Below are 19,561 nucleotides of genomic sequence, written 5' to 3'. Positions count from 1 at the left end.
GCGTTTTTCACTAAACTTTAATCAGCCTGTAGTTACGCAAAATTTTCCGTCCCTACAAACGGTTTAAAAAATTATTGATATAGCAGCAATCGGTGTTAAAAAGTGGATTCTACCGTCTACTGATTACCCGTTCTCCGCTTGAGACCCAGATTCCGGTAATTTGTACCCGTAGAAGTTAATGCAATATTCACTAATCCGAACCCCTGTTTGTTGTTCAATTTCTTTAAGCAGGGTTTCAGGCAGTTCTACATAAACATCTAAAATCTGATTGGTATCCAGACAGTTTACGTGGCTGTGAGCGTCGCTGATATTGCCGTACAAACGACCATCCGCACGCTCAATACACTCAATAATGCCTTGAACCGATAGCGCTTCTAAATTTTGATACACGGATGTATGACCGATGTCCTTACCTTGATGGTTCAAGCGGTCATAAATTTCTCGCGCCGACAGGTGTTCTTTCGCTTGCCACAGCAATTCCAGAATGAAGCGGCGTTGACGGCTCACGCGCATACCCAGCGCTTGACACCGATTTAAGGCATCCTCTAACGAGCGAATAGGTTTAACCGCTGCCGCTTCTTTTTGCATACTTTAGACTTTGACACGCTTGCCTGCTAATCCAAACTCATTTCCACTTTAACCTAGCTATTCTCGGAATGTCCACCGTCCCAATATTCTAGGACAGCACTATCGAGTGCAGCCGGTTAATTGATTCTATTGTTGCAGTAAATTTTCTTCTAGAAGGCGGGCGATCATGGCGGTTCTAGAAGTGACACCTAACTTGCCAAAAATCCGGCGTAAATAGGTAGCAACTGTCCAATGGGTAATGCCCAGCTGATTCCCAATACACTTGTTGGGAAGACCCTGTGCGACCAATCGGGCAATCCGCTGTTCTTGGGGGCTGAGGCTAATCCCGCGTTCTGACTTGGGGCGACAACGCACCAAATAATAGTGGGTTCCGTCAACATCAGATTCAAAGATTACTTCATCCACCGTCTGCTCAGATTTTTGAATCCCTTTGGATGGACTAACAGAATCAACTTGTTCTACAAGGTGCTTGAGCATTTCTTGGGGGATCATGGCCTCTCCTTGTTCTTTGGTTTTCATTTAACGATCAGAACTCGTAATTTCACGCAAAGTATCAGGAGTAGATGCCCGATCTTTATCAAATCTTCACAAAGCCTTGTGGAAAATACTTACTTCCTGACATAGTGCTGCTACAGGAAAATTGAGATGGATTTCGGAGATGGATGAATCCCCCAGATTTTTTGCTGAATGCATCGTATCCGCTCTATGCTGAAAAACCTGGAAGCGAAGACTCAAGTTGCCTGTATTGTAAAGATTGCAAACCTGTACGCCGTATGGTTGCTGAAAGAATATAAGACTAAAGTGCGATTAAGTGAGATTAAGTGCGATCGCGCTGAGAGAATATCGCCAAACAAAATGTCTGTTAACGCAGTTATAACAGCGGGGATAACAAAAAGCTAACGACATCTTACAGCTAAAGCTCCTTTCTACCCTGGTTAAAAAGGGAAATGACGGTGGAAAAGCTATCAAGGGACATCAGGCGAATTGCCGCTAGCCCGACACAAAGCGTGGGACAACTAATTTAGAGCTGGGACTGACGTGACGGAGCAAGGCTGCAACAATGTAGAGAGAAGCCAGCGCTAGCCAGCGCTATTGTCGGCATTCAAAGTGTGTCACCTTAACAATGGTTCAATGACGACAGCAATCGCGCTCAATTCTGACTTAATTCAAACTCTGGATCTGTCGCCGGTGCAGTCGGCGATCGAAAAGTTGCTCCAAGAGGGAGCGCTCGCATCCTCGGAACAGCAACTGCGTTTTGAGATTGACTATCCCCGCGAACCGGAAGATCCACGAGAACTCTCCGAAATCCCAGAAGTCCGTCTATGGTTTATTCGCTTAGATGCCCAATATCCCTGGATGCCCTTTCTGCTGGATTGGAAATCCGGTGAACTCGCCCGCTACACTGCTATGCTCGTGCCACACCAGTTCAATCGGACAGAAGGGATTGAGTACAATCCCGAAGCCCTAGAGATTTTTGTGATGCAAAAAATCTTTGTCCTGACACAATGGATGAAGCAGATGGGAATCCCCAGTACCTCTCGCCTGAAGTCGTTTGCTAAGATGCTGGGCTATGAGCTGGATGATGCCTTTTTTGAGCTAATCGGCTGATATAGCCGTCCTAAATGCTTTGTAAAGGCGAGATACCCGACTTCTCCAAAAAGTCGGGTATCTAAACCACTGGTATCTCACAACTAACATGGGATTACTATTGCTATAGATACATAGATAGCAGATCAGCCTAGCTCCTAACTCCTCAGCCGTCTTTCACTCACTCCTCAGCCCTCAATCCTAAACTCCTAACTCCTCAGCCGTCTTTCACTCACTCCTCAGCCCTCAGCCCTCAGTCCTCAGTCTTAACTCCTAACTCCTCAGCCCTCAGTCCTCAGTCCTAACTCCTTTTTAAAGATAGCCTTCCAGCGTTTCAGGTTAAAATCAATTGCGGAAGACTCTAAAACATTGGGAGAGGTTCCGTTGCCTACACTTGGCGTCAATATCGATCACATTGCCACCATTCGGCAGGCACGACGGACAGTAGAACCAGATCCGGTGGCAGCAGCGGTGCTGGCAGAACTTGCCGGTGCCGATGGGATCACGGTGCATCTGCGGGAAGACCGGCGGCATATTCAAGACCGAGATGTGCGATTACTGCGGCAGACAGTGCGGACTCATTTAAATTTGGAGATGGCACCCACCGAAGAAATGGTCGCGATCGCTCTCGACATCAAACCCGATTACGTCACTCTCGTGCCCGAAAAACGCGAAGAAGTGACGACAGAAGGCGGATTGGATGTTTCCAGTCAAATCGACCGAATTGGGGAAATGGTGACAAAGTTGCAAGACGCCGGAATCCCCGTCAGCTTGTTCATCGACGCCGATCCCGGTCAGATTATGGCAGCTGCGATTATTAAGGCGAAGTTCATTGAACTGCACACGGGTTGCTATGCCGAAGCAGCAGATGAAACCAGTCGAGAGAAGGAATTAGCCGTGTTAGCCAAAGGATGTGAGCAAGCGCGTGCTGCTGGCATCCGGATCAACGCCGGTCACGGTCTTACCTACTGGAACGTTTACCCTGTTGCTTGCCTTGAAGGGATGGAAGAACTCAATATTGGTCATACCATTATTAGTCGAGCAGCTCTTGTCGGAATAGAACGAGCCGTTCGAGAGATGAAACAAGCAATGTTCGGTCATTGGTAACAACTGAAGTGTCATGAGTGATGAGTCTTCAGTCACTCGCTAATGACTCATCACCGATTGCTAACAACCCATTACCCATTAACAACCTATTAAGATGCAAAATTACTACTACGTTCTGGCTAGCCAACGCTTTTTACTCGAAGAAGAACCCTTGGATGAAGTCCTCAAAGAGCGTACCCGTAACTACCACGAACAAGAAAAAGAAATTGATTTTTGGCTAGTCAAGCAACCGGCATTTTTAGAGGCACCGGAAATGGCAGCAATTAAGTCTCAGTGCCCTCAACCTTCTGTGGCAGTCATTTCTACGAATTCCCAATTTATTACCTGGTTAAAGCTGCGGTTAGAGTTTGTGCTGAGCGGGGAATTTCAGGCACCTTCCCAAAGTATCCCTAATCCACTTGCGTCCCTCGCATCCGTTTCCTGAGAAGGCAAAAGTAAACAGTTAAAAATTAAGGAAAAAAGCAAAAAGGAAAAACTGAAAACATGAAAAAAATCTTTCTTTTGCCTTTTGCCTTTTTTCTTTTGCCGGGTGCAGTTGCGTCTGCTCAATCGTCGCCTCCCACTTGCCAGCCGCCTCCCCAAGGCGAGTATTTGGTATTAGTAGGAAGCCAAACGAGGGAAAGTCAAGAGCAAATCCAACGAACGTTGCCTAACAACACAAGTACGTCAACTTGTAAATATCTTGAAGATACGATGACGCGGATTGGTGGCTTCAGGAGCGTGGAAGATGCCAACGGTTGGGCACGTTATCTGAATGAGATTGTTGGGCTATCGGCTTTCGTTCTCCGACCTCCAGAGGCACCGGCAAATCCAAATGCACCCACCTATAAACCGCAGGCACTCGGTGCTGGTTATGCGGTGTTGGTGGATTATTCAAGCAAACCGGAAGTAGCGGCTCAAGTACGGCAGATGTTGGGTCGCGATGTTGGCTTGGTTTCCTATGCCCAACGTCCTTATTTACTGGCGGTTTACACAACCAATTCAAATGAGGCAAATTCGGCTTTAAGAAGATTGAGCGATCGCGGTTTTTTGGTAATGCTAGTCGATAGCCGCCGAGTGACACTGCTCAGGTCATCAGTGGTGAGTAAATAGCCAATCGTTGCGAGCGGTCATTAGTCCTGGTCACTCGCTAATCACTAATGACCGCTCGCTAATACGCTGGCCCTGCTAAGCAGGAGACAGCGATGCCGAGTGCTGAACCCACAATCACCTGAAACGGCGTATGTCCCAGTAACTCCTTGAGACGGTCTTCGTTAAACTTGTGATGTTCTTGAAATAGCTCATCGATAATTTGGTTCAGGATGCGAGCTTGCTTACCCGCAGCCTGACGGACGCCAGCGGCATCGTACATGACGATAACGGCAAAAATGGTGGCTAGCGCAAATTCAATACTGTCCCATCCCACCGTTTGTCCAATGCCGGTTGCCAGCGCTGTTACCAATGCTGAATGAGCGCTTGGCATCCCGCCAGTGGTGACTAAGACGCGCACATTCACCTTGCCATGTTGGGCTAAGTCGATGATCAGCTTGGATGCTTGAGCAATTAAACAAGCTACGGTCGCAACCAGTAGCACATGGTTTTCTAGGATGTGGGCAAATTCCTGCATTTTGTTTTGCGTTGGGTAAAAGCGAGCAGCATGGTTCGTATGAGCGTTAAGGAGTGAGGGGTCGAGAACTCAGGATGAAATAAACGGATCATCCTGCTTATTTTCTAGTGAGTGCGAGTAGTAATGAAATCTGCGATCGCAATCAGGGGATTAGCTTTTTCTCCAAAGGTTGCCAGTTCTCCTTTGGCGGCGTCAATCAGTTGCTGAGCCTTAACTTTTGATTCCTCAAGTCCCCAAAGCCTCGGGTAAGTTGCCTTTTGGGCTTGGATGTCTTTCCCAGCAGTTTTCCCCAACTCCTCCTGAGTCGCCGTGATATCCAAAATGTCGTCCACAATCTGAAACGCCAACCCAATATTTTGGGCATAGCGAGACATCCGTTGCAAAGTTTCCAATTCTGCTCCCGCTAAAATCGCGCCGCAGACCACACAAGCTTCTAGTAGCGCCCCTGTTTTGTGGGTATGAATGAAAGTGAGCGTTTCTTCCTGAATATCCGGTTTTCCTTCAGATTCCAAGTCAACGACTTGACCGCCCACCAAGCCCGCAGCACCAACCGCTTTGGCTAACTGAGCAATCACCTGCAACACTCGCGCTGCCGGTACATTCTGGGTATTTGAGGCAATGAACTCAAAGGCGTATGTCAGTAGACCATCCCCCGCCAGAATGGCAATATCTTCACCATAAACCTTATGGTTGGTCAATTTGCCCCGCCGATAGTCGTCGTTATCCATCGCCGGTAAGTCATCGTGAATCAAGGACATGGTATGAACCATCTCCAAGGCGCAAGCAGTGGGCATCGCCATTTCTAGGGTGCCTCCAGCCAGTTCGCAGCTGGCAAGGCAAAGAATCGGACGCAGGCGCTTACCTCCAGCCAAAAGCGAGTAGCGCATCGCCTCATAAATTTTCTCTGGATACGTGACTGGGAGGGAACTATCCAAAGCTGCTTCTACCAGAGCTTGTTGTTGAGTCAGGTAGGTTGAAAGGTCAAAGGTCGCTGATTCACCTTTGGGAGCATGAAGGTCATCTGTCGCTAACATCCCGTGATTCCTTGTAGCACAGTCGTTTCCGTAACAATTTTACGGGGCTTTGGGTCACAAAAAGTTACGAATTATGAGCGATCGGTGTTGAGTGATGGAATTCGTCCAGAATCCTCGCGCCTCAAACCGTCTTCATTCAATCAAAACTAGAGATAGCGCTGGCTGTAGCTCCAGACTGTATTTTGCAGCAGCATGGCGACGGTCATCGCGCCAACCCCGCCGGGAACTGGGGTGATAAACTTTGCGACCTTTTTGACGGAATCAAAGTGGACATCTCCTACCAAACGGGAGTTACCGGCGTCGTCGGTGACGCGATTGATGCCGACATCGATGACGACCGCACCAGGTTTGACCATCTCGGCGGTAATCAGCGCTGGACGCCCCACGGCTGCCAACAGAATATCAGCGCTGCGGGTAATGGCTGGGAGATCGTGCGATCGCGAATGGGCGATGGTAACGGTGGCGTCTGCGTCTAAGAGCATCAAAGCCAACGGCTTGCCCACCAGGGTACTCCGCCCCACCACCACTGCCTGTTTTCCCTTCACATCAATCTGGTATTCCTGCAACAGGCGCATGACTCCGGCTGGTGTGCAGCTGCGTAAACCAGCTTCAGAGCGCACCAGCCGCCCCAAGTTCAGGGGGTGTAGTCCATCGGCATCTTTATCTGGATCGATTTGATGCAGCAGGGAAACAGCGTTTAGGTGGTTAGGTAGGGGCAGTTGAACGAGAATTCCATCAACTCGCTCATCCTGATTCAGGTTTTGAATGACTTGCTCTAGTTCTGAAGCGGTCGTTTCCGTCGGGAAATGGGAACCATAGGAGGCAATCCCAACTTTGGCACAGGCGCGTTCTTTATTCCGCACGTAGGCAGCGCTGGCTGGATTATCGCCAACCATCAGCACTGCGAGTCCCGGCGGGCGTCCCGCCGTGGCTTGTATTTGCTGAATTTGCTCTTGTAGCTGTCCGTAAATTCGTTCAGCGAGGGCTTTACCGTCTAATAGTTGGGCGATTGATTCGTCCATTGTGGTGTCAGGAATGTGGGCAGGAATTCGTTCTTTGGGGATGAAACAGAGCGCATCTGTCATAGGATAGTTTCGCAGATTTCCCACCCTTACTGCCAAAGGATAATGAGAGAAAAGGAACGCGATCGCGTTTTTCCGTTTGCCTTGTAGCTGCATCTTGGGGGGATTTCCTTCGCCTTCTTTGCGTTTAATCTTATTTGAGGCAATCCTGCCCGACTGTAAATCTTTGGAAGATTCACTATATTTGTACCAGTCAGAGCCATCTGGATAGGGATAAGTATTAATACCGAAATAGTGAGAAACTTGAGATTTCCCCGATGCAAGATATGAGGTCAGTCAAAATCCGGGTATTGCAATTCAGCACCACCACGCTACTTTTGGGTGGGTTGTTCGGCTGCGGTCATGTGGCTCAGTCTGGATTGGGTCTGTTTAACAACCGCAGTGTCCCGATCACCAGTATCAGCGATCTTCAACAGAGTTATGAGGGCAACCCAACGGTTTATTTGGAAGGCAAGGTAGCATCTCAAGCGCCTTTTGTGGGAAGCGGCGCTTATGAGTTGCGAGATGCGACGGGAAAAATATGGGTTTTCACCAGCCAGAATCTCCCCGATAGAGGAGATGAAGTTTTAATCAAGGGGAAAGTACAGTATCAAAGCATTCCCTTCGCAGGGAAAGATTTAGGAGAAGTTTTTCTTCAGCAGCAGGAACAGCTAGAGCGGAAGCCAGCGAAAAAGGGAGTACCTTTACTACCGGAAGGAAGCTATGAACAATAAACCAATTGTTGAGGTAGCGATCGCCATCCTCTATCGCCACGGCAAATTTCTCCTCCAGCTGCGCGACAACATCCCCGGTATTCTCTACCCCGGACACTGGGCATTTTTTGGCGGGCACCTCGAACCAGGAGAAACCCCAGAAGAAGCCATCAAGCGGGAACTGCTGGAGGAAATCGGCTATACACCGCCCGCGTTATCATTATTTGGCTATTATCCCGATACCTACGTTCTTCGCCATGTCTATCAGGCACCCCTTCCCGTGGAACTTAACCAGCTAGTGCTAGGAGAAGGTTGGGATATGGATTTATTAACGCCTGAAGAAATTCAACGCGGCGAGGGTTACTCTGAAAAAGCTAGGCAAGTACGACCGTTAGGCACTCCTCACCAAAAAATTTTACTGGATTTTATGGACAAGTTTCCTCAATTGACTGTGTAGCCAGAAGCATAACTTTTTAGTTGTTATGAATCCCGATTTCAAAACCTCAACATGATGCAATCAGCAAACAAATTACCGCGATGGGTCGTTTTAGGATTGGCATTTCCCCTCGCCGTTCTCAATGGTTGGCTATTGCTGCTCGTGTTGCAATATTTTCAACCTCTAGTTAGCGTTTTTGTTGCCGCACTCCTGCTGGCTTTTGTATTAGATTACCCTATCCGTTTTTTACAGCAACAAGGAGTTAAACGGAACAATGCGGTCGTCGCTGTTTCCCTAGTGGCGTTGCTAATTTTGGTAGGTTTGGGACTTACCTTAGTTCCGATCATTTGGCAACAGCTCAACGAACTAGCTAATATATTGCCTAGTTGGATTGATTCGGGGAGGCAACAACTCCAAGCTTTTCAAATTTGGGCTGAAACTCAGCAACTTCCGATTAATTTAGGCGGAATCGTTACTCAACTAACAGACCGATTATCCAGTCAGCTTCAAAACGTAACGGGTAGAATTCTTAATTTTGCCTTTGATACGATTGGCACTGCTGTCAATGTTCTGCTAACAGTGGTTCTAACTTTCTATCTAATATTAAATGGAGATCGTCTCTGGGACGGAATTTTTAAGTGGTTTCCGGCTAGCTTTAGTTCCCAAGTAAGGCAAGCTCTCCGCGAAGATTTCCATAATTATTTTATCGGTCAGGCGACGTTCGCTGCTTGGAGCGGATGTGTGATCACGCTGGCATTTCTGGCTTTGCGAGTGCCGTTAGGATTATTGTTTGGAATTGCAATTGGTTTTTTGGCTCTTTTTCCCTTTGGTGCCGGAATCGGTATCAGCATTGTTAGTCTGCTAGTAGCATTACAAAATTTTTGGCTAGGGGTGGAAGTGTTCGCTGTAGCTGCCGCTATCGATCAAATCAATGCTAATTTCATCGCGCCTCGCATTTTAGGTGGTTTTACTGGCTTAAATCCTGTTTGGATTTTGCTTTCGCTGTTGATAGGCGCGAAGCTGGGAGGGCTATTGGGGTTATTAATTGCCGTACCTTTAGCAAGCTTCATCAAAAGTACCGCAGATAGCTTGCGCGATGGCAAATGGAACGAGATAGAGGAGATTGAATCTGACTCTACACCCTTAAATGTTTCGCCCGTCATAGCGTCTAAGAACTTAGCGAGCGATGCCGGGAGTTGATGACTGTTTTAATTGGTACAAATGCCGCTTGAGAAGGCAAGACTAATAAATGTTTCTTGAAGCAACGCCGATAGTTTGGCACAACGGAAAGTTAGTTGAACGGGAAAATGCTGCGCCTTCTATTGCTAGCCATTCTCTGCATTTAGGGATCGGCGTTTTTGATGGGATCATGGCTTATTGGAATCGCGATCGCTATTACATTCATCGCTTAGATGCACATCTAGATCGCCTTCGCAATGGTTCTACACATATTGGTTTGGGTTTTTCTTGGTCGAACGAAGACCTGAAAGCAGGTATTTCGGCACTTTTAGAGGCAGTTCCGGCAACAAATTACTATATCCGACCGATTGTTTATCGCTCGGTGCCTCAACTGAACTTTAACGATACAATGCCGGTCGATGTGACCATCTTGGCAGTGACGATTCCTCGCGATGTTGATAAATCTTTGACTTGCCACATCTCCCCTTATGAACGGGTTTCTGGTAACGCAATTCCAGTGGCGTGGAAACTCTGTGGAACTTATGTAAACAGTTATTTAGCTCGTCGTGCTGCTGAAGTAGCTGGATTTAATGATGCGATTTTGCTTGACCAACAAGGCAGAATTACTGAAGCGGCGGTAGCTAACCTTTTTTTCCTGCAAAAGCATACAGTGATTACGCCTGCGCTGACTGCGAATATTTTCCCTGGTATCACCCGCGCCACACTGCTTGATATTGCAGGGGAATTAGGAATTGAAGTGGTTGAACGGGATGTGCGACCAGAGGAATTAGGGAATTTTGACGGAGCTTTTCTGGCTGCGACGATGATGGAGTTGAAGCCATTAGCAAGTATTCATCCTTATGAATATGATTCGACAAATCATCCTCTATTTCGACGCTTCTTGAAGGAATTTCGCGAAATTACGCACCAGTAGGAACGATTTTTAGCATCTCGCAAACTTCCTTTTGTGGAGACACGATTAATTACGCCGCTACATCCCCTGGCGGGTGAAGACGTTCAGTACAAGATTTCAGGTTAACAAACTGCAAACAACGGCAAGAGATACGTGCGGTAAAGTCATTAAAGACCACGGCGTAGCACTGACTTTCCATGAACGTTCCTGACTCGGCATCTACCCCGACCGAACCCAAAATCCGTAACGCTGACTCACGACTGGTGGAGCGCAGCAAGCTGAGTAAGATGTACCACCATTACGTAGAAGTGAAGGATAAGTATCCTCATGCGCTGCTGCTGTATCGGGTGGGAGACTTCTTTGAAACCTTTTTTCAGGATGCGATCGCTGTATCGAGAGAATTAGAACTTGTCCTCACCAGCAAGCAAGCGGGAGAAATTGGTCGGGTGCCGATGACGGGAGTGCCGCACCATGCTTGGGAACGCTACACGACTCAGCTGGTGGAGAAGGGATATGCGGTGGTGATCTGCGATCAGGTAGAAGACTCTGCCGATACTGACCCTGGAAAGCTGGTGAAACGCGAGGTGACGCGGATTCTCACCCCCGGTACGTTGCTGGAAGAAGGGATGCTGAATGCGCGGCGGAATAATTACCTGGCGGCGGTGGTAATTGCCGGGAATCATTGGGGTTTAGCTTATGCAGATATTTCTACTGGGGAATTTCTAACTACTCAATCGAGCGAATTAGAGCATTTGACGCAAGAATTGATGCGTTTGCAGCCTTCTGAAGTTTTGGTGCCAACGAATGCGCCAGATTTAGGCAGTTTGCTGCGACCGGGGGAGACTTCCGAGCATTTGCCGAGTTGTTTACCGCCATCTTTCTGTTATGCGTTGCGATCGCAAACTCCTTTTACTGCGGGTGAATCGAGACATCGATTATTGCAGCGGTTTAAAGTGCGAAGTCTGGAAGGACTCGGTTGCGAACACCTCCCCCTGGCTGTCCGCGCTGCGGGTGGTTTGCTGGAATATTTAGAAGACACCCAGAAAGAAAACCTCGTTCCTCTCCAGTTCCTCCGCACCTACACCCTCAGCGATTATCTAATTCTTGACCACCAAACCCGCCGCAATCTAGAAATTACGCAAACAGTTCGGGATGGCACCTTTCACGGTTCCCTGCTTTGGGCGTTGGATAGAACTAGCACAGCGATGGGGGGACGTGCCTTGCGGCGGTGGTTGCTGCAACCGCTACTGGATATCAAAGGCATTGCAGCGCGGCAAGATACGATTCAAGAATTAGTCGAAAATAGCTTCCTGCGGCAAGATTTGCGCCAACTGTTACGGCAAATTTACGATTTAGAACGGCTAACGGGTCGAGCTGGTTCCGGCACGGCAAATGCGAAGGATTTAGTTGCTTTAGCGGATTCTCTGGCAAAATTGCCGGAATTAGCGGAACTGGTGGCAGATGCTCACTCTGCGTTTATGAGAGCTTTGCAGAAGGTGCCGCCGGAATTGGAACAATTGGCAAAGCGACTCAGCGCCCATTTGGTAGACGCGCCTCCCATCCATATCAAGGAAGGCGGTTTGATTCGCCCCAATGTGAATGTCCAGTTGGATGAAATGCGAAGTCTTGCCCAAGAGGATCAGCAATGGGTGGCGAATTTGGAGGTGACGGAGAAGGCGCGAACCGGAATTTCCACGCTGAAGGTGGGCTTTAATAAAACATTTGGCTACTACATCAGCATCTCTCGCACTAAAGCTGACCAAGTTCCCGATAACTACATCCGCAAACAAACTCTGACGAATGAGGAACGCTACATTACTCCGGAGTTGAAGGAGAGAGAAGCGCGGATTTTAACGGCGCGGGATGACTTAAATCGCCTGGAATATGAGATTTTCACTTCTTTAAGAGAAGAGGTGGGGCAATACGCAGAACAAATTCGCACGATTTCTCGTGCGGTGGCGGCGGCTGATGTGTTGTGTGGTTTGGCTGAGGTGGCGGTTTATCAGGGTTATTCCTGCCCTCAGATGGTGGAAGGTCGGGAAATTCGGATTATTGATGGGCGTCATCCGGTGGTTGAGCAGTCTTTGCCATCTGGGTTTTTTGTGCCGAATTCGACTGGGTTAGGTAGGGGGGAATTAACCCCTCCCCAGCCCTCCCCGCTAGCGGAGAGGGAGAAACTCACCCTATCAACGGGGGGAATGGGGGAGCAAGAAGAAAGACCAGATTTAATTATTTTGACGGGTCCGAATGCGAGTGGGAAGAGTTGCTATTTGCGGCAGGTGGGCTTGATTCAGTTGATGGCACAAATTGGTAGTTTTGTGCCAGCCAGGGCGGCGACTTTGGGAATATGCGATCGCGTTTTTACTCGTGTCGGTGCGGTAGATGATTTGGCGACGGGTCAATCTACTTTTATGGTGGAGATGAACGAGACAGCAAATATTCTCAATCACGCAACGGCGAAGTCTCTGGTACTCTTAGATGAGATTGGTCGGGGGACGGCTACGTTTGATGGTCTTTCGATTGCTTGGGCGGTGGCGGAGTATCTTGCCAGTGAAATTCGCTCGCGGACGATTTTTGCCACTCATTACCACGAATTGAACGAACTTGCCTCAATTTTGCCGAATGTGGCAAATTACCAGGTGACGGTGAAGGAGTTACCCGACCAGATTATCTTTTTGCATCAGGTGCAACCGGGAGGCGCTGACCGTTCCTATGGCATCGAAGCAGGGCGGCTAGCAGGTTTACCCGCACCCGTGATTCAACGCGCCAAGCAGGTGATGAGCCAAATTGAAAAGCATAGCAAAATTGCTATCGGGCTGCGCCAAGGCGGGCAGGTAGAGGAATCATCTACCTTCTAGAGAGGAAAATGCATACTTATGTCTTTTTGGCAAGATTATTTTCCTCATACTCAGTCCACTTGATAAATAATCAAGCGGGACTAAAATCAGTAAATCTTTATACAAAATTGCTAACAATTCAGTAGTTTCTGGGTTTCATTTAGGCACCTAGAGGGCGCACATTAGTATTAGGGATCGGGCACCGTAGTTCTACTAAAAAAAGATTAATTAGGGAACTTATGTGCAGGGTGTTAGTGTCTGAATTCCTATCAACCAGTACGCATTAGCACTTTTCGTAGCAATTCTAAATGAGTTAGCGTTCCGAAAGGTGGCATCTCCAAAAGGAGATTCGCAGCATTAACGAGAAGGCTCGCTTCAGGAATTAGGGAAAAGCAATCTGCAAGTCAATTCATACTTAATTTGCCGGAACCTTTAACTTTTCCGGAAATTATAAGCATCTGGGTGCATATTCTACCAATACAATTAATGCCCTTTGTAATAACAGCACCCCTGTCAATGTTTGCTATGGAAGAAGTTACTACCCCTGCCTCTCCCACAGAAACTATCGCTCAAAAGGCTAGCCAGCTAAGCCTAATTGTTCAGGCTTTGGTGTTGACGGGCATTTTATCTTTGACCGCTACACTAACGCTCCCCAATCGCAAAGTTACGATTTCAAATCCTCGTTCTGGGGTTAGTTTATTAACATCGGTTCAGAATGCGGTTTTGCAGGACGTGTCTCAACATTCAGGGTTGCCAAAGTCGGCGCTAAACATTGTCCAAACTCAACCGCAAACTTGGTCTGATGACTGCTTAGATATTAATAACTTGGAGGTGCTTTGCACCGAGATGCAAGTTCCTGGCTGGCAAGTCACGGTAGGGAATGGGCAACGCCGCTGGATTTATCGCACTAATGCCTCTGGCTCGATGGTGAAGCTGGCTCAAGGCGTCACACCCAATCAATAGAGCAGAAAGTAGGGAAGGTTACTGGCGATCGCTATCGAACGTATATAATTCGTGCATCTAGTTTCAGCGATCGCAATGCGTAATAGATACTTTTCGCACTGGATTGGTCGGGAAATGACCCCGCTAAAATGTAATTTCCTAAATTTGACTTGGCGATCAATGCATCGGGTACGCACTGACGCACTTGTTCCAGCGTGGCTTCACTTCCGGAGGGAACCACGACCACATAGTGATATTTAGGCAGGCGTCCCAGAACGATTAAATTCCCTTCCTGACGAGTATTAAAACCGGGTCTTTGCGATATATTCAGCAGCTCGGAACAGGGCGATGCCTGCACGCTTGACGCTTGCAAATTCCAAATAATCCAACTCACCGCAGCTAATATAATCAACTTACTGATTCTAGGAAAAGTTTGAAAATTAGCTGTTAGTTTGTTGTCAGCGATTGGTTGTGTAAAAGTGGGTTTAATCAAGATATCTGCTAATCGCGAGTAGATGCACAAATCCTCTTCAAACGGTGAAGTTAAAAGAAATTTCACGCTGGGTGTGCCGCTTTAGGCTGAAATATTCAGTGGGGGTACGATCGCTTCCGCTGGATCTGCCAAGTTGACCTTCTCTCCCTGGATGCAATAAATAATTGTTGCCTGTTCTCGTCCCCGCAGTTGAATGGCGCGGACAGCAGGCCCGTGATAGCGATCGCTTGCATAAGCAAATGTACTGCCACTGACAATCATTTGGTAGGGGTTGTGAATTTTTACTTCTTTATTCATCGGTTCCAGTCTGGCGGCAACATTGACGGTATCCCCCAAGACTGAATAATTCAGGCGTCGGGAACCTCCCACACTTCCGGCAACCACTGGACCTGTGTGAATGCCAATCCCTATCTCAATCGTAGGCTTGTTAGCGTTGTGGAAGCGCTGGTTGAGCTTTTTGAGTCGTTCCTGCATCGCAATTCCTGCCGCGATCGCATTTAGGGCGTCCTGTTGAATTTCTTCCGGCGTGGTGTGCGAAAACGGAATCCCGAAAACCGCCATAATTGCATCCCCAATATATTTGTCGATCACACCACCACGATCCATGATGCAATCTGTCATGGCGTCTAGGAACAGGTTCAGCCACTCGATTAATTCCCCCGGCGGTAGTTTCTCGGAAATACTGGTAAAACCCCGGATATCGGCAAATAAAACCGTGACCATCATTTCTTGGGCTTGCAGCTTCCCTTTGTGGAAGATTTCGTCTTTCCGGTGCCAAATGAGGTCAGCCATTTCTGGCGCAACGTGCTTGGCAAACAAACTCATCAGTTGTTGCTTTTCATATTGTTCTCGCAGCTGAACGCCGATCCCAGCAGCGATCGCGGTTCCCACAGGTGCGACGATGGGCAACCACCAGCCATCGTCGATGAAGGCACTCAGGGCAAAGATTACCCAACCACTCGGTAACAAAATAGCGATCGCCATTCGCGCCCACACTCCCTGTTTTAACAACAGCCAGCTAGTAATCGGGGCAATCCCCAACAACAAGAGCATTACTGTTGTTTTAGGCAGCGTGTGCAGCAGCTTGTCGTTCAGCAAGTTATCAATTAACGCCGCATGGAGATAAACTCCAGCCGTAGGAGGATTTTGATTGTAAGGCGATCGCAAGCGATCGATAGCGGTTGCCGTGACACCGACTAAAACAAACTTGTTGGCAAAGGCTTTCGCGTCAACTTTGCCTTCCATGATTGAGGCATAAGAATAGGTGGAGACATTTTGGGTTGGCCCAGGCCAGTTAATCCAGACATCTTTACGCCTCTGAACCTCAGCCAGATGAGGCAGGGATACCGCCTCTGGTGCCTCTAGCAACATTGCTAAACCGAGAGCGGGTTTGGTGCCAAAAAAGAGGGCTGCCTGTCGGCTAATGCCGTCTGCGTCGGGATTGTGCCAAATTTGACCTTCCCCAAGTGCCGCTTTTTTTAATTCGGGTAATATTTCCAGAGGTTGCCCGCGATTGTCCCAAGCCGTTGCCAAGATGACATTGCCAGATTTAGCGATCGCTTTGGCAAATTCCTTATCGCCTTTGCCAGGGTCAACAAATAACACATCAAAACCAATGACTGCTGGAGATGAGGGTTTTAGCTTTTGCAACAATTGGGCATAGCGATCGCGCGACCAAGGAAATTTCCCGTATTTCTTTAAACTCGCATCGTCAATCGCAATCACCGCGACCCGACGATCCCAATTCGTCTGCGGTAAGATACTGGCGCTACGAGCTTGAAACAGCGCACTGTATACAAGCTGTTCCAGGGGTTGCCATGCCCCTATCTGCCATAACCCGACAGACAATAAACCGACCATTGCGCCCGGAACGATTGATTGACTGCTAGAAATAAAACGCTGATTTTTTTTAAACCAATTTTTGATTAACACGTTGATTCCATCAAAAACATCAACCATCGTGATTGCTTGCCTGGAAACATACGGACTTTTCCCAAGCGTTCCGCACGCTCACCGGATGGTAAATGCCCCTGATGGAATACTGAATTTATAGCAATTCTCTGTTCTTGGATGCAGTACGGTTTAACCCCACCCCTGTCCTTCCCCTTGAACGAGGCTACCGTGTATACACAAGTCTTCTTGAACTTGCAAGTCCCGTTTTGATCCCCCCAACCCCCCTTGAAAAGGGGGGCGAATTAAGTCAAAGTCCCCCTTTTTAAGGGGGATTTAGGGGGATCAATCAACGTTTTGCCAATTAATCAAAGATGTGTATACACCGTAGGGGTTGGGGGTGAGGTTACGAGTGTGTATATATGCACTAAGAGTGAGAACTGCTACAAGCTTGATTCAGACAAAACGCGATTGCATCACGAGATACGCGATCGCATCACGAGATACGCGATCGCGTCACAGTATTGGCGCTTTCAAGTTCTTTGACGACTTCTCCAGTAACTCATGCCCTTGAGAATTTTCACCTCACTCGTGCGGAGGATTTTGCCAATTGATTCGCGTTCCCAAGCTCAGATTGAGAACGCGAATTCGTGGGTTGCTGCCTCGTCTTTTCCGACTAAAAAGGAGAGGAAAAGGCTATCCGATAAAAATTATTGATTCACAGGATTCTCCGATGTCCCCGCACTATTCGGAATTTCCAATTCATAAACTTGTTGATTGCCCAAAGGATTCCGCACGACTAATCTCAGCTGCCGATTAGACGGGATTGGCACCACCGTATCGAGTTGTCCCTCGCCTCCCGTATCCACAATCTGATTATTCACTAACACTAAATTGATTGGGTCTACCGTTCCAGTGACTCTAACTTGACCATCGCCTGTCACCGAGAGAACCTGTAATTTCAGTCTCGTGTCACCCGTTGTCACCTTGGGAATCGTTGGAGCCTGTCCCGGAGCAATTAAAGCAGAATACCCCGGCTCTACCAACACAGTTTTCCCTCGCGCACTAAAAGCTACTTTTCCTCGGATAGTTGAAAGCCCAGTTTTCCCATTCGCTCCGACGGTAACGCCAAATTCTGTGCCTCTCGTCCCAGCAACGCCCCCAGGGGTCTCCACTTCAAAGCTAGAGTTAGGGTTAGTAAAAGGTCGCACTTTGGCGCTGACCTGTCCCTTGTCCATATAAAGGCGCGTTTGTTTGCTACCATCCTTACTTGTCTTTAAAGTCTTGACTTGCACGTTGGTGTTTTCGGAAACCTGAACTGTACCGATGCCATCCTCCATCGCCAAAATAACCCTGGCGTCGAAGTCAGTGGTGAGACTACCGGATGCCTGCAAGCGATCGCCAACTTTCACTGGCTTTCCTTGAGTTGTTACCGTACCATTCGTTTCTTTGACTTCTATCGAGCGTGGACTAACCGCAGCTCGAACACTTTCGGAGATAAACGATAAGGACGTAAGGACTAAGCTACCGGCTAACAGGGATAATCCTAGTAGGGTGACTGGAAAAACAGGGAACTTCATAGAGAATTGGGAGCCATAACGGGTGAACGCAAAGACGATTTAAGGACTACTGAAAGAAAAAAGGTTTCTACAGCAACTTTGGTATGATTCTTCGCTTGCAACAATTTCAAATCAGGATTCTGACAGCTTCTCGCCGTTCCTGGCGGCAGTTTTTTTTGAGTTGCCTCTTGACACTGGTTGTTTCTTTCAGCTGCCTGCTGGGGACGCCATCAGCTTTAGCAGGTATCAACGACGACAACTTTGACGGGAATGTTTTTCTCCTCTATGGTGGCAATGCCTCGCTGGTTCCCCCGCGAGTGGCATTGGCAGATTCTCTTAAAGGAGGTAAACCGGCATTGTTGGTGTTCTACGTGGACGACAGTAGCGATTGCAAGCAACACGCAATCGTCGTTTCGCAGCTTCAAGCTTTTTATGGTCGAGCCGCTGATTTCATTCCCATCGACGTAGATTCGATTCCAGTACAATCCAACTTTACACCTACGGAACCGGGCTACTACTACGAAGGCCTCGTCCCCCAAACAGTCTTGCTAAACCAGAAGGGCGAAGTTGTCCTCAACCAAAAGGGTACGGTGGCGTTTGAGAAAGTAGACGATGTTTTCCGTGAAGTGTTTAACTTGTTACCTCGCTCAGAATCGGTGGAGCTGAAGCGGCGACTCGTGAATGAGTTTAATACGGAGTTAGCGAAGTAAGTGGAGTTTTGTGGGTAGAGAATCTTGACTGTTTCAATTTCCGACAGGCGCGATCGCTCAACTCACAAGACAAAATCCTTGACAAATTTAGCAAAGTGTTCGTTTGCTCTCACTTCTTCAGTTTCTTCAGTAGCAAAAAACTCGATTCCTGCTCAAAAGGGGTGATTCAAAGTTTTGTGCAAATACTAAACTTCTATCTTGAGCTGTAATCTAAATCATATTAAATCTCTAGCTATAGATTGAGTTAGGTGCTGTTTTGAACCAATAACCTGAGTATCAAATAGCAGCAATCTTAACCATGAATTCTTCGATTTTTTCTCAAGCCTGTCTTTTACCGTCTGCAATCATTGACTTATCTGCCAAAGTTGCTGAATCAGGTCAGATAACAATTACAGACCGTTGCGTACTCAGAACAGCACTGCTTGAAAATTCTCTCAGCGAAGATGAACAACTTTTGCTGAACCGAATGCTTTATGCGGTTCGTCGGGGACGTCTGGCGCTGGTTAATGAATTTTAGCTTCTGAATGTAAATCTTGATTATTCGGTACCTTTTTTAATCGTAATTACTGCGACTCTCTCTGAAATTATTGACTTTTGAAAAAGAAAATTATTCCTTATCTCCATTGGTCTATTCGCTACCAAGTAGTAGGAATTAAAAATCGACGATTGCACTAATGATTAGGGTCATCTACTACCATAAGCCGGTCTTTGGTAGCGCCTGTTAGCGAGTTGTTCGCGACTTTGGCGACCAATTTGACCATTCACTAGAGGCAAAGACTTTTGCGGGTAGTTCATTAGACCTCCTGCATGAATGAGAAAATAGTGTGCCAGTTGGCGATCGTCGAATTGCAAAATTAAGGAGAGACAAGGAGCAACTTAAGGAGGGGGCGATGCCATACACACAGT

21 protein-coding genes are annotated in these 19,561 nt (G+C 47.7%); 12 read left to right on the top strand and 9 right to left on the bottom strand.

The genetic code is table 11. The annotated features are described in order from the left end of the window. Window positions 1-123: 123 nt before the first annotated feature. Both NDA06_RS06495 and NDA06_RS06490 read right to left on the bottom strand, forming a co-directional pair. Window positions 124-588, bottom strand: coding sequence for a Fur family transcriptional regulator (locus tag NDA06_RS06495; protein ID WP_190411365.1), 465 nt, complete (start codon window positions 586-588; stop codon window positions 124-126). A 126-nt stretch (window positions 589-714) separates the two neighbouring features. Next, window positions 715-1,107 (bottom strand): helix-turn-helix transcriptional regulator, encoded by a 393-nt coding sequence (locus NDA06_RS06490; RefSeq protein ID WP_242028996.1) that lies wholly within the window; start codon window positions 1,105-1,107, stop codon window positions 715-717. A 612-nt stretch (window positions 1,108-1,719) separates the two neighbouring features. Between NDA06_RS06490 and NDA06_RS06485 the strand changes: the two genes are divergently transcribed. The 4 genes from NDA06_RS06485 to NDA06_RS06470 all read left to right on the top strand — a co-directional run bounded on the left by NDA06_RS06485 (window position 1,720) and on the right by NDA06_RS06470 (window position 4,374). Beyond that, the gene (locus NDA06_RS06485; RefSeq protein ID WP_190986594.1) at window positions 1,720-2,196 is read left to right on the top strand and encodes a CRR6 family NdhI maturation factor; all 477 of its coding nucleotides are present in this window, start codon (window positions 1,720-1,722) and stop codon (window positions 2,194-2,196) included. Window positions 2,197-2,559: 363 nt separating this feature from the next. Continuing rightward, a complete protein-coding gene (locus NDA06_RS06480; protein ID WP_190428917.1) occupies window positions 2,560-3,282 on the top strand; it encodes a pyridoxine 5'-phosphate synthase in 723 nt (240 codons plus the stop codon). A 94-nt stretch (window positions 3,283-3,376) separates the two neighbouring features. Then, complete coding sequence (locus tag NDA06_RS06475) at window positions 3,377-3,706, top strand: MgPME-cyclase complex family protein (protein ID WP_190436491.1); 330 nt, start codon at window positions 3,377-3,379, stop codon at window positions 3,704-3,706. Window positions 3,707-3,765: 59 nt separating this feature from the next. Further along, on the top strand, window positions 3,766-4,374 hold the full coding sequence (locus tag NDA06_RS06470; RefSeq protein WP_190986593.1) for a hypothetical protein: 609 nt from the start codon (window positions 3,766-3,768) through the stop codon (window positions 4,372-4,374). A 58-nt stretch (window positions 4,375-4,432) separates the two neighbouring features. Here NDA06_RS06470 and NDA06_RS06465 read toward each other — a convergent pair whose 3' ends face one another. From NDA06_RS06465 to folD, 3 genes are all read right to left on the bottom strand, one after another. Next, the gene (locus NDA06_RS06465; RefSeq protein ID WP_190428920.1) at window positions 4,433-4,888 is read right to left on the bottom strand and encodes a divergent PAP2 family protein; all 456 of its coding nucleotides are present in this window, start codon (window positions 4,886-4,888) and stop codon (window positions 4,433-4,435) included. 104 nt (window positions 4,889-4,992) lie between these two features. After that, window positions 4,993-5,922 carry a geranylgeranyl diphosphate synthase CrtE gene (gene crtE / locus NDA06_RS06460; protein ID WP_190986592.1) on the bottom strand — a complete coding sequence of 310 codons (930 nt, stop codon included), beginning with the start codon at window positions 5,920-5,922 and terminating at the stop codon, window positions 4,993-4,995. 146 nt (window positions 5,923-6,068) lie between these two features. Beyond that, the gene (folD, locus tag NDA06_RS06455; RefSeq protein WP_190986600.1) at window positions 6,069-6,944 is read right to left on the bottom strand and encodes a bifunctional methylenetetrahydrofolate dehydrogenase/methenyltetrahydrofolate cyclohydrolase FolD; all 876 of its coding nucleotides are present in this window, start codon (window positions 6,942-6,944) and stop codon (window positions 6,069-6,071) included. Window positions 6,945-7,270: 326 nt separating this feature from the next. Between folD and NDA06_RS06450 the strand changes: the two genes are divergently transcribed. From NDA06_RS06450 to NDA06_RS06435, 4 genes are read left to right on the top strand one after another with little or no spacing between them, the layout of a single operon-like run. Continuing rightward, window positions 7,271-7,717 (top strand): hypothetical protein, encoded by a 447-nt coding sequence (locus NDA06_RS06450; protein WP_190428927.1) that lies wholly within the window; start codon window positions 7,271-7,273, stop codon window positions 7,715-7,717. After that, window positions 7,707-8,153 (top strand): NUDIX hydrolase, encoded by a 447-nt coding sequence (locus NDA06_RS06445; protein ID WP_190411372.1) that lies wholly within the window; start codon window positions 7,707-7,709, stop codon window positions 8,151-8,153. Before NDA06_RS06450 ends, NDA06_RS06445 begins: the two co-directional genes overlap by 11 nt. 54 nt (window positions 8,154-8,207) lie before the next feature. Further along, window positions 8,208-9,332, top strand: coding sequence for an AI-2E family transporter (locus tag NDA06_RS06440; protein ID WP_190411475.1), 1,125 nt, complete (start codon window positions 8,208-8,210; stop codon window positions 9,330-9,332). Between the two features lie 49 nt (window positions 9,333-9,381). Continuing rightward, window positions 9,382-10,245 (top strand): aminotransferase class IV, encoded by an 864-nt coding sequence (locus tag NDA06_RS06435; protein ID WP_190986591.1) that lies wholly within the window; start codon window positions 9,382-9,384, stop codon window positions 10,243-10,245. A 49-nt stretch (window positions 10,246-10,294) separates the two neighbouring features. On the opposite strand, the gene NDA06_RS06430 is transcribed toward NDA06_RS06435, so the two are convergent. Further along, on the bottom strand, window positions 10,295-10,423 hold the full coding sequence (locus NDA06_RS06430) for a hypothetical protein (RefSeq protein WP_277878434.1): 129 nt from the start codon (window positions 10,421-10,423) through the stop codon (window positions 10,295-10,297). Here NDA06_RS06430 and mutS point away from each other — a divergent pair. Then, entirely contained in the window at window positions 10,422-13,082 is a 2,661-nt protein-coding gene (mutS, locus tag NDA06_RS06425; RefSeq protein WP_190986590.1) for a DNA mismatch repair protein MutS, read from the top strand. The genes NDA06_RS06430 and mutS overlap by 2 nt on opposite strands. 504 nt (window positions 13,083-13,586) lie before the next feature. Next, complete coding sequence (locus tag NDA06_RS06420) at window positions 13,587-14,024, top strand: hypothetical protein (protein ID WP_190429281.1); 438 nt, start codon at window positions 13,587-13,589, stop codon at window positions 14,022-14,024. A 31-nt stretch (window positions 14,025-14,055) separates the two neighbouring features. On the opposite strand, the gene NDA06_RS06415 is transcribed toward NDA06_RS06420, so the two are convergent. The 3 genes from NDA06_RS06415 to NDA06_RS06405 all read right to left on the bottom strand — a co-directional run bounded on the left by NDA06_RS06415 (window position 14,056) and on the right by NDA06_RS06405 (window position 17,966). Beyond that, a complete protein-coding gene (locus NDA06_RS06415) occupies window positions 14,056-14,562 on the bottom strand; it encodes a hypothetical protein (protein WP_190986589.1) in 507 nt (168 codons plus the stop codon). A gap of 15 nt (window positions 14,563-14,577) precedes the next feature. Beyond that, complete coding sequence (locus NDA06_RS06410) at window positions 14,578-16,455, bottom strand: adenylate/guanylate cyclase domain-containing protein (protein WP_199324187.1); 1,878 nt, start codon at window positions 16,453-16,455, stop codon at window positions 14,578-14,580. A gap of 641 nt (window positions 16,456-17,096) precedes the next feature. After that, on the bottom strand, window positions 17,097-17,966 hold the full coding sequence (locus tag NDA06_RS06405; RefSeq protein WP_190986588.1) for a FecR family protein: 870 nt from the start codon (window positions 17,964-17,966) through the stop codon (window positions 17,097-17,099). A gap of 83 nt (window positions 17,967-18,049) precedes the next feature. Here NDA06_RS06405 and NDA06_RS06400 point away from each other — a divergent pair, with 83 nt between their 5' ends. Both NDA06_RS06400 and NDA06_RS06395 read left to right on the top strand, forming a co-directional pair. Further along, window positions 18,050-18,655 carry a thylakoid membrane photosystem I accumulation factor gene (locus NDA06_RS06400; RefSeq protein WP_190411379.1) on the top strand — a complete coding sequence of 202 codons (606 nt, stop codon included), beginning with the start codon at window positions 18,050-18,052 and terminating at the stop codon, window positions 18,653-18,655. Between the two features lie 298 nt (window positions 18,656-18,953). Further along, complete coding sequence (locus NDA06_RS06395; RefSeq protein WP_190411380.1) at window positions 18,954-19,172, top strand: hypothetical protein; 219 nt, start codon at window positions 18,954-18,956, stop codon at window positions 19,170-19,172. The last annotated feature ends 389 nt before the right edge of the window (window positions 19,173-19,561 follow it).

The organism is Trichocoleus sp. ST-U1 (assembly GCF_039961835.1).
Taxonomy (GTDB): Bacteria; Cyanobacteriota; Cyanobacteriia; order Cyanobacteriales; family FACHB-T130; genus FACHB-T130.
Note: the sequence above shows the minus strand (reverse complement) of the source record. Positions and strands in the feature narration are given on the sequence as shown.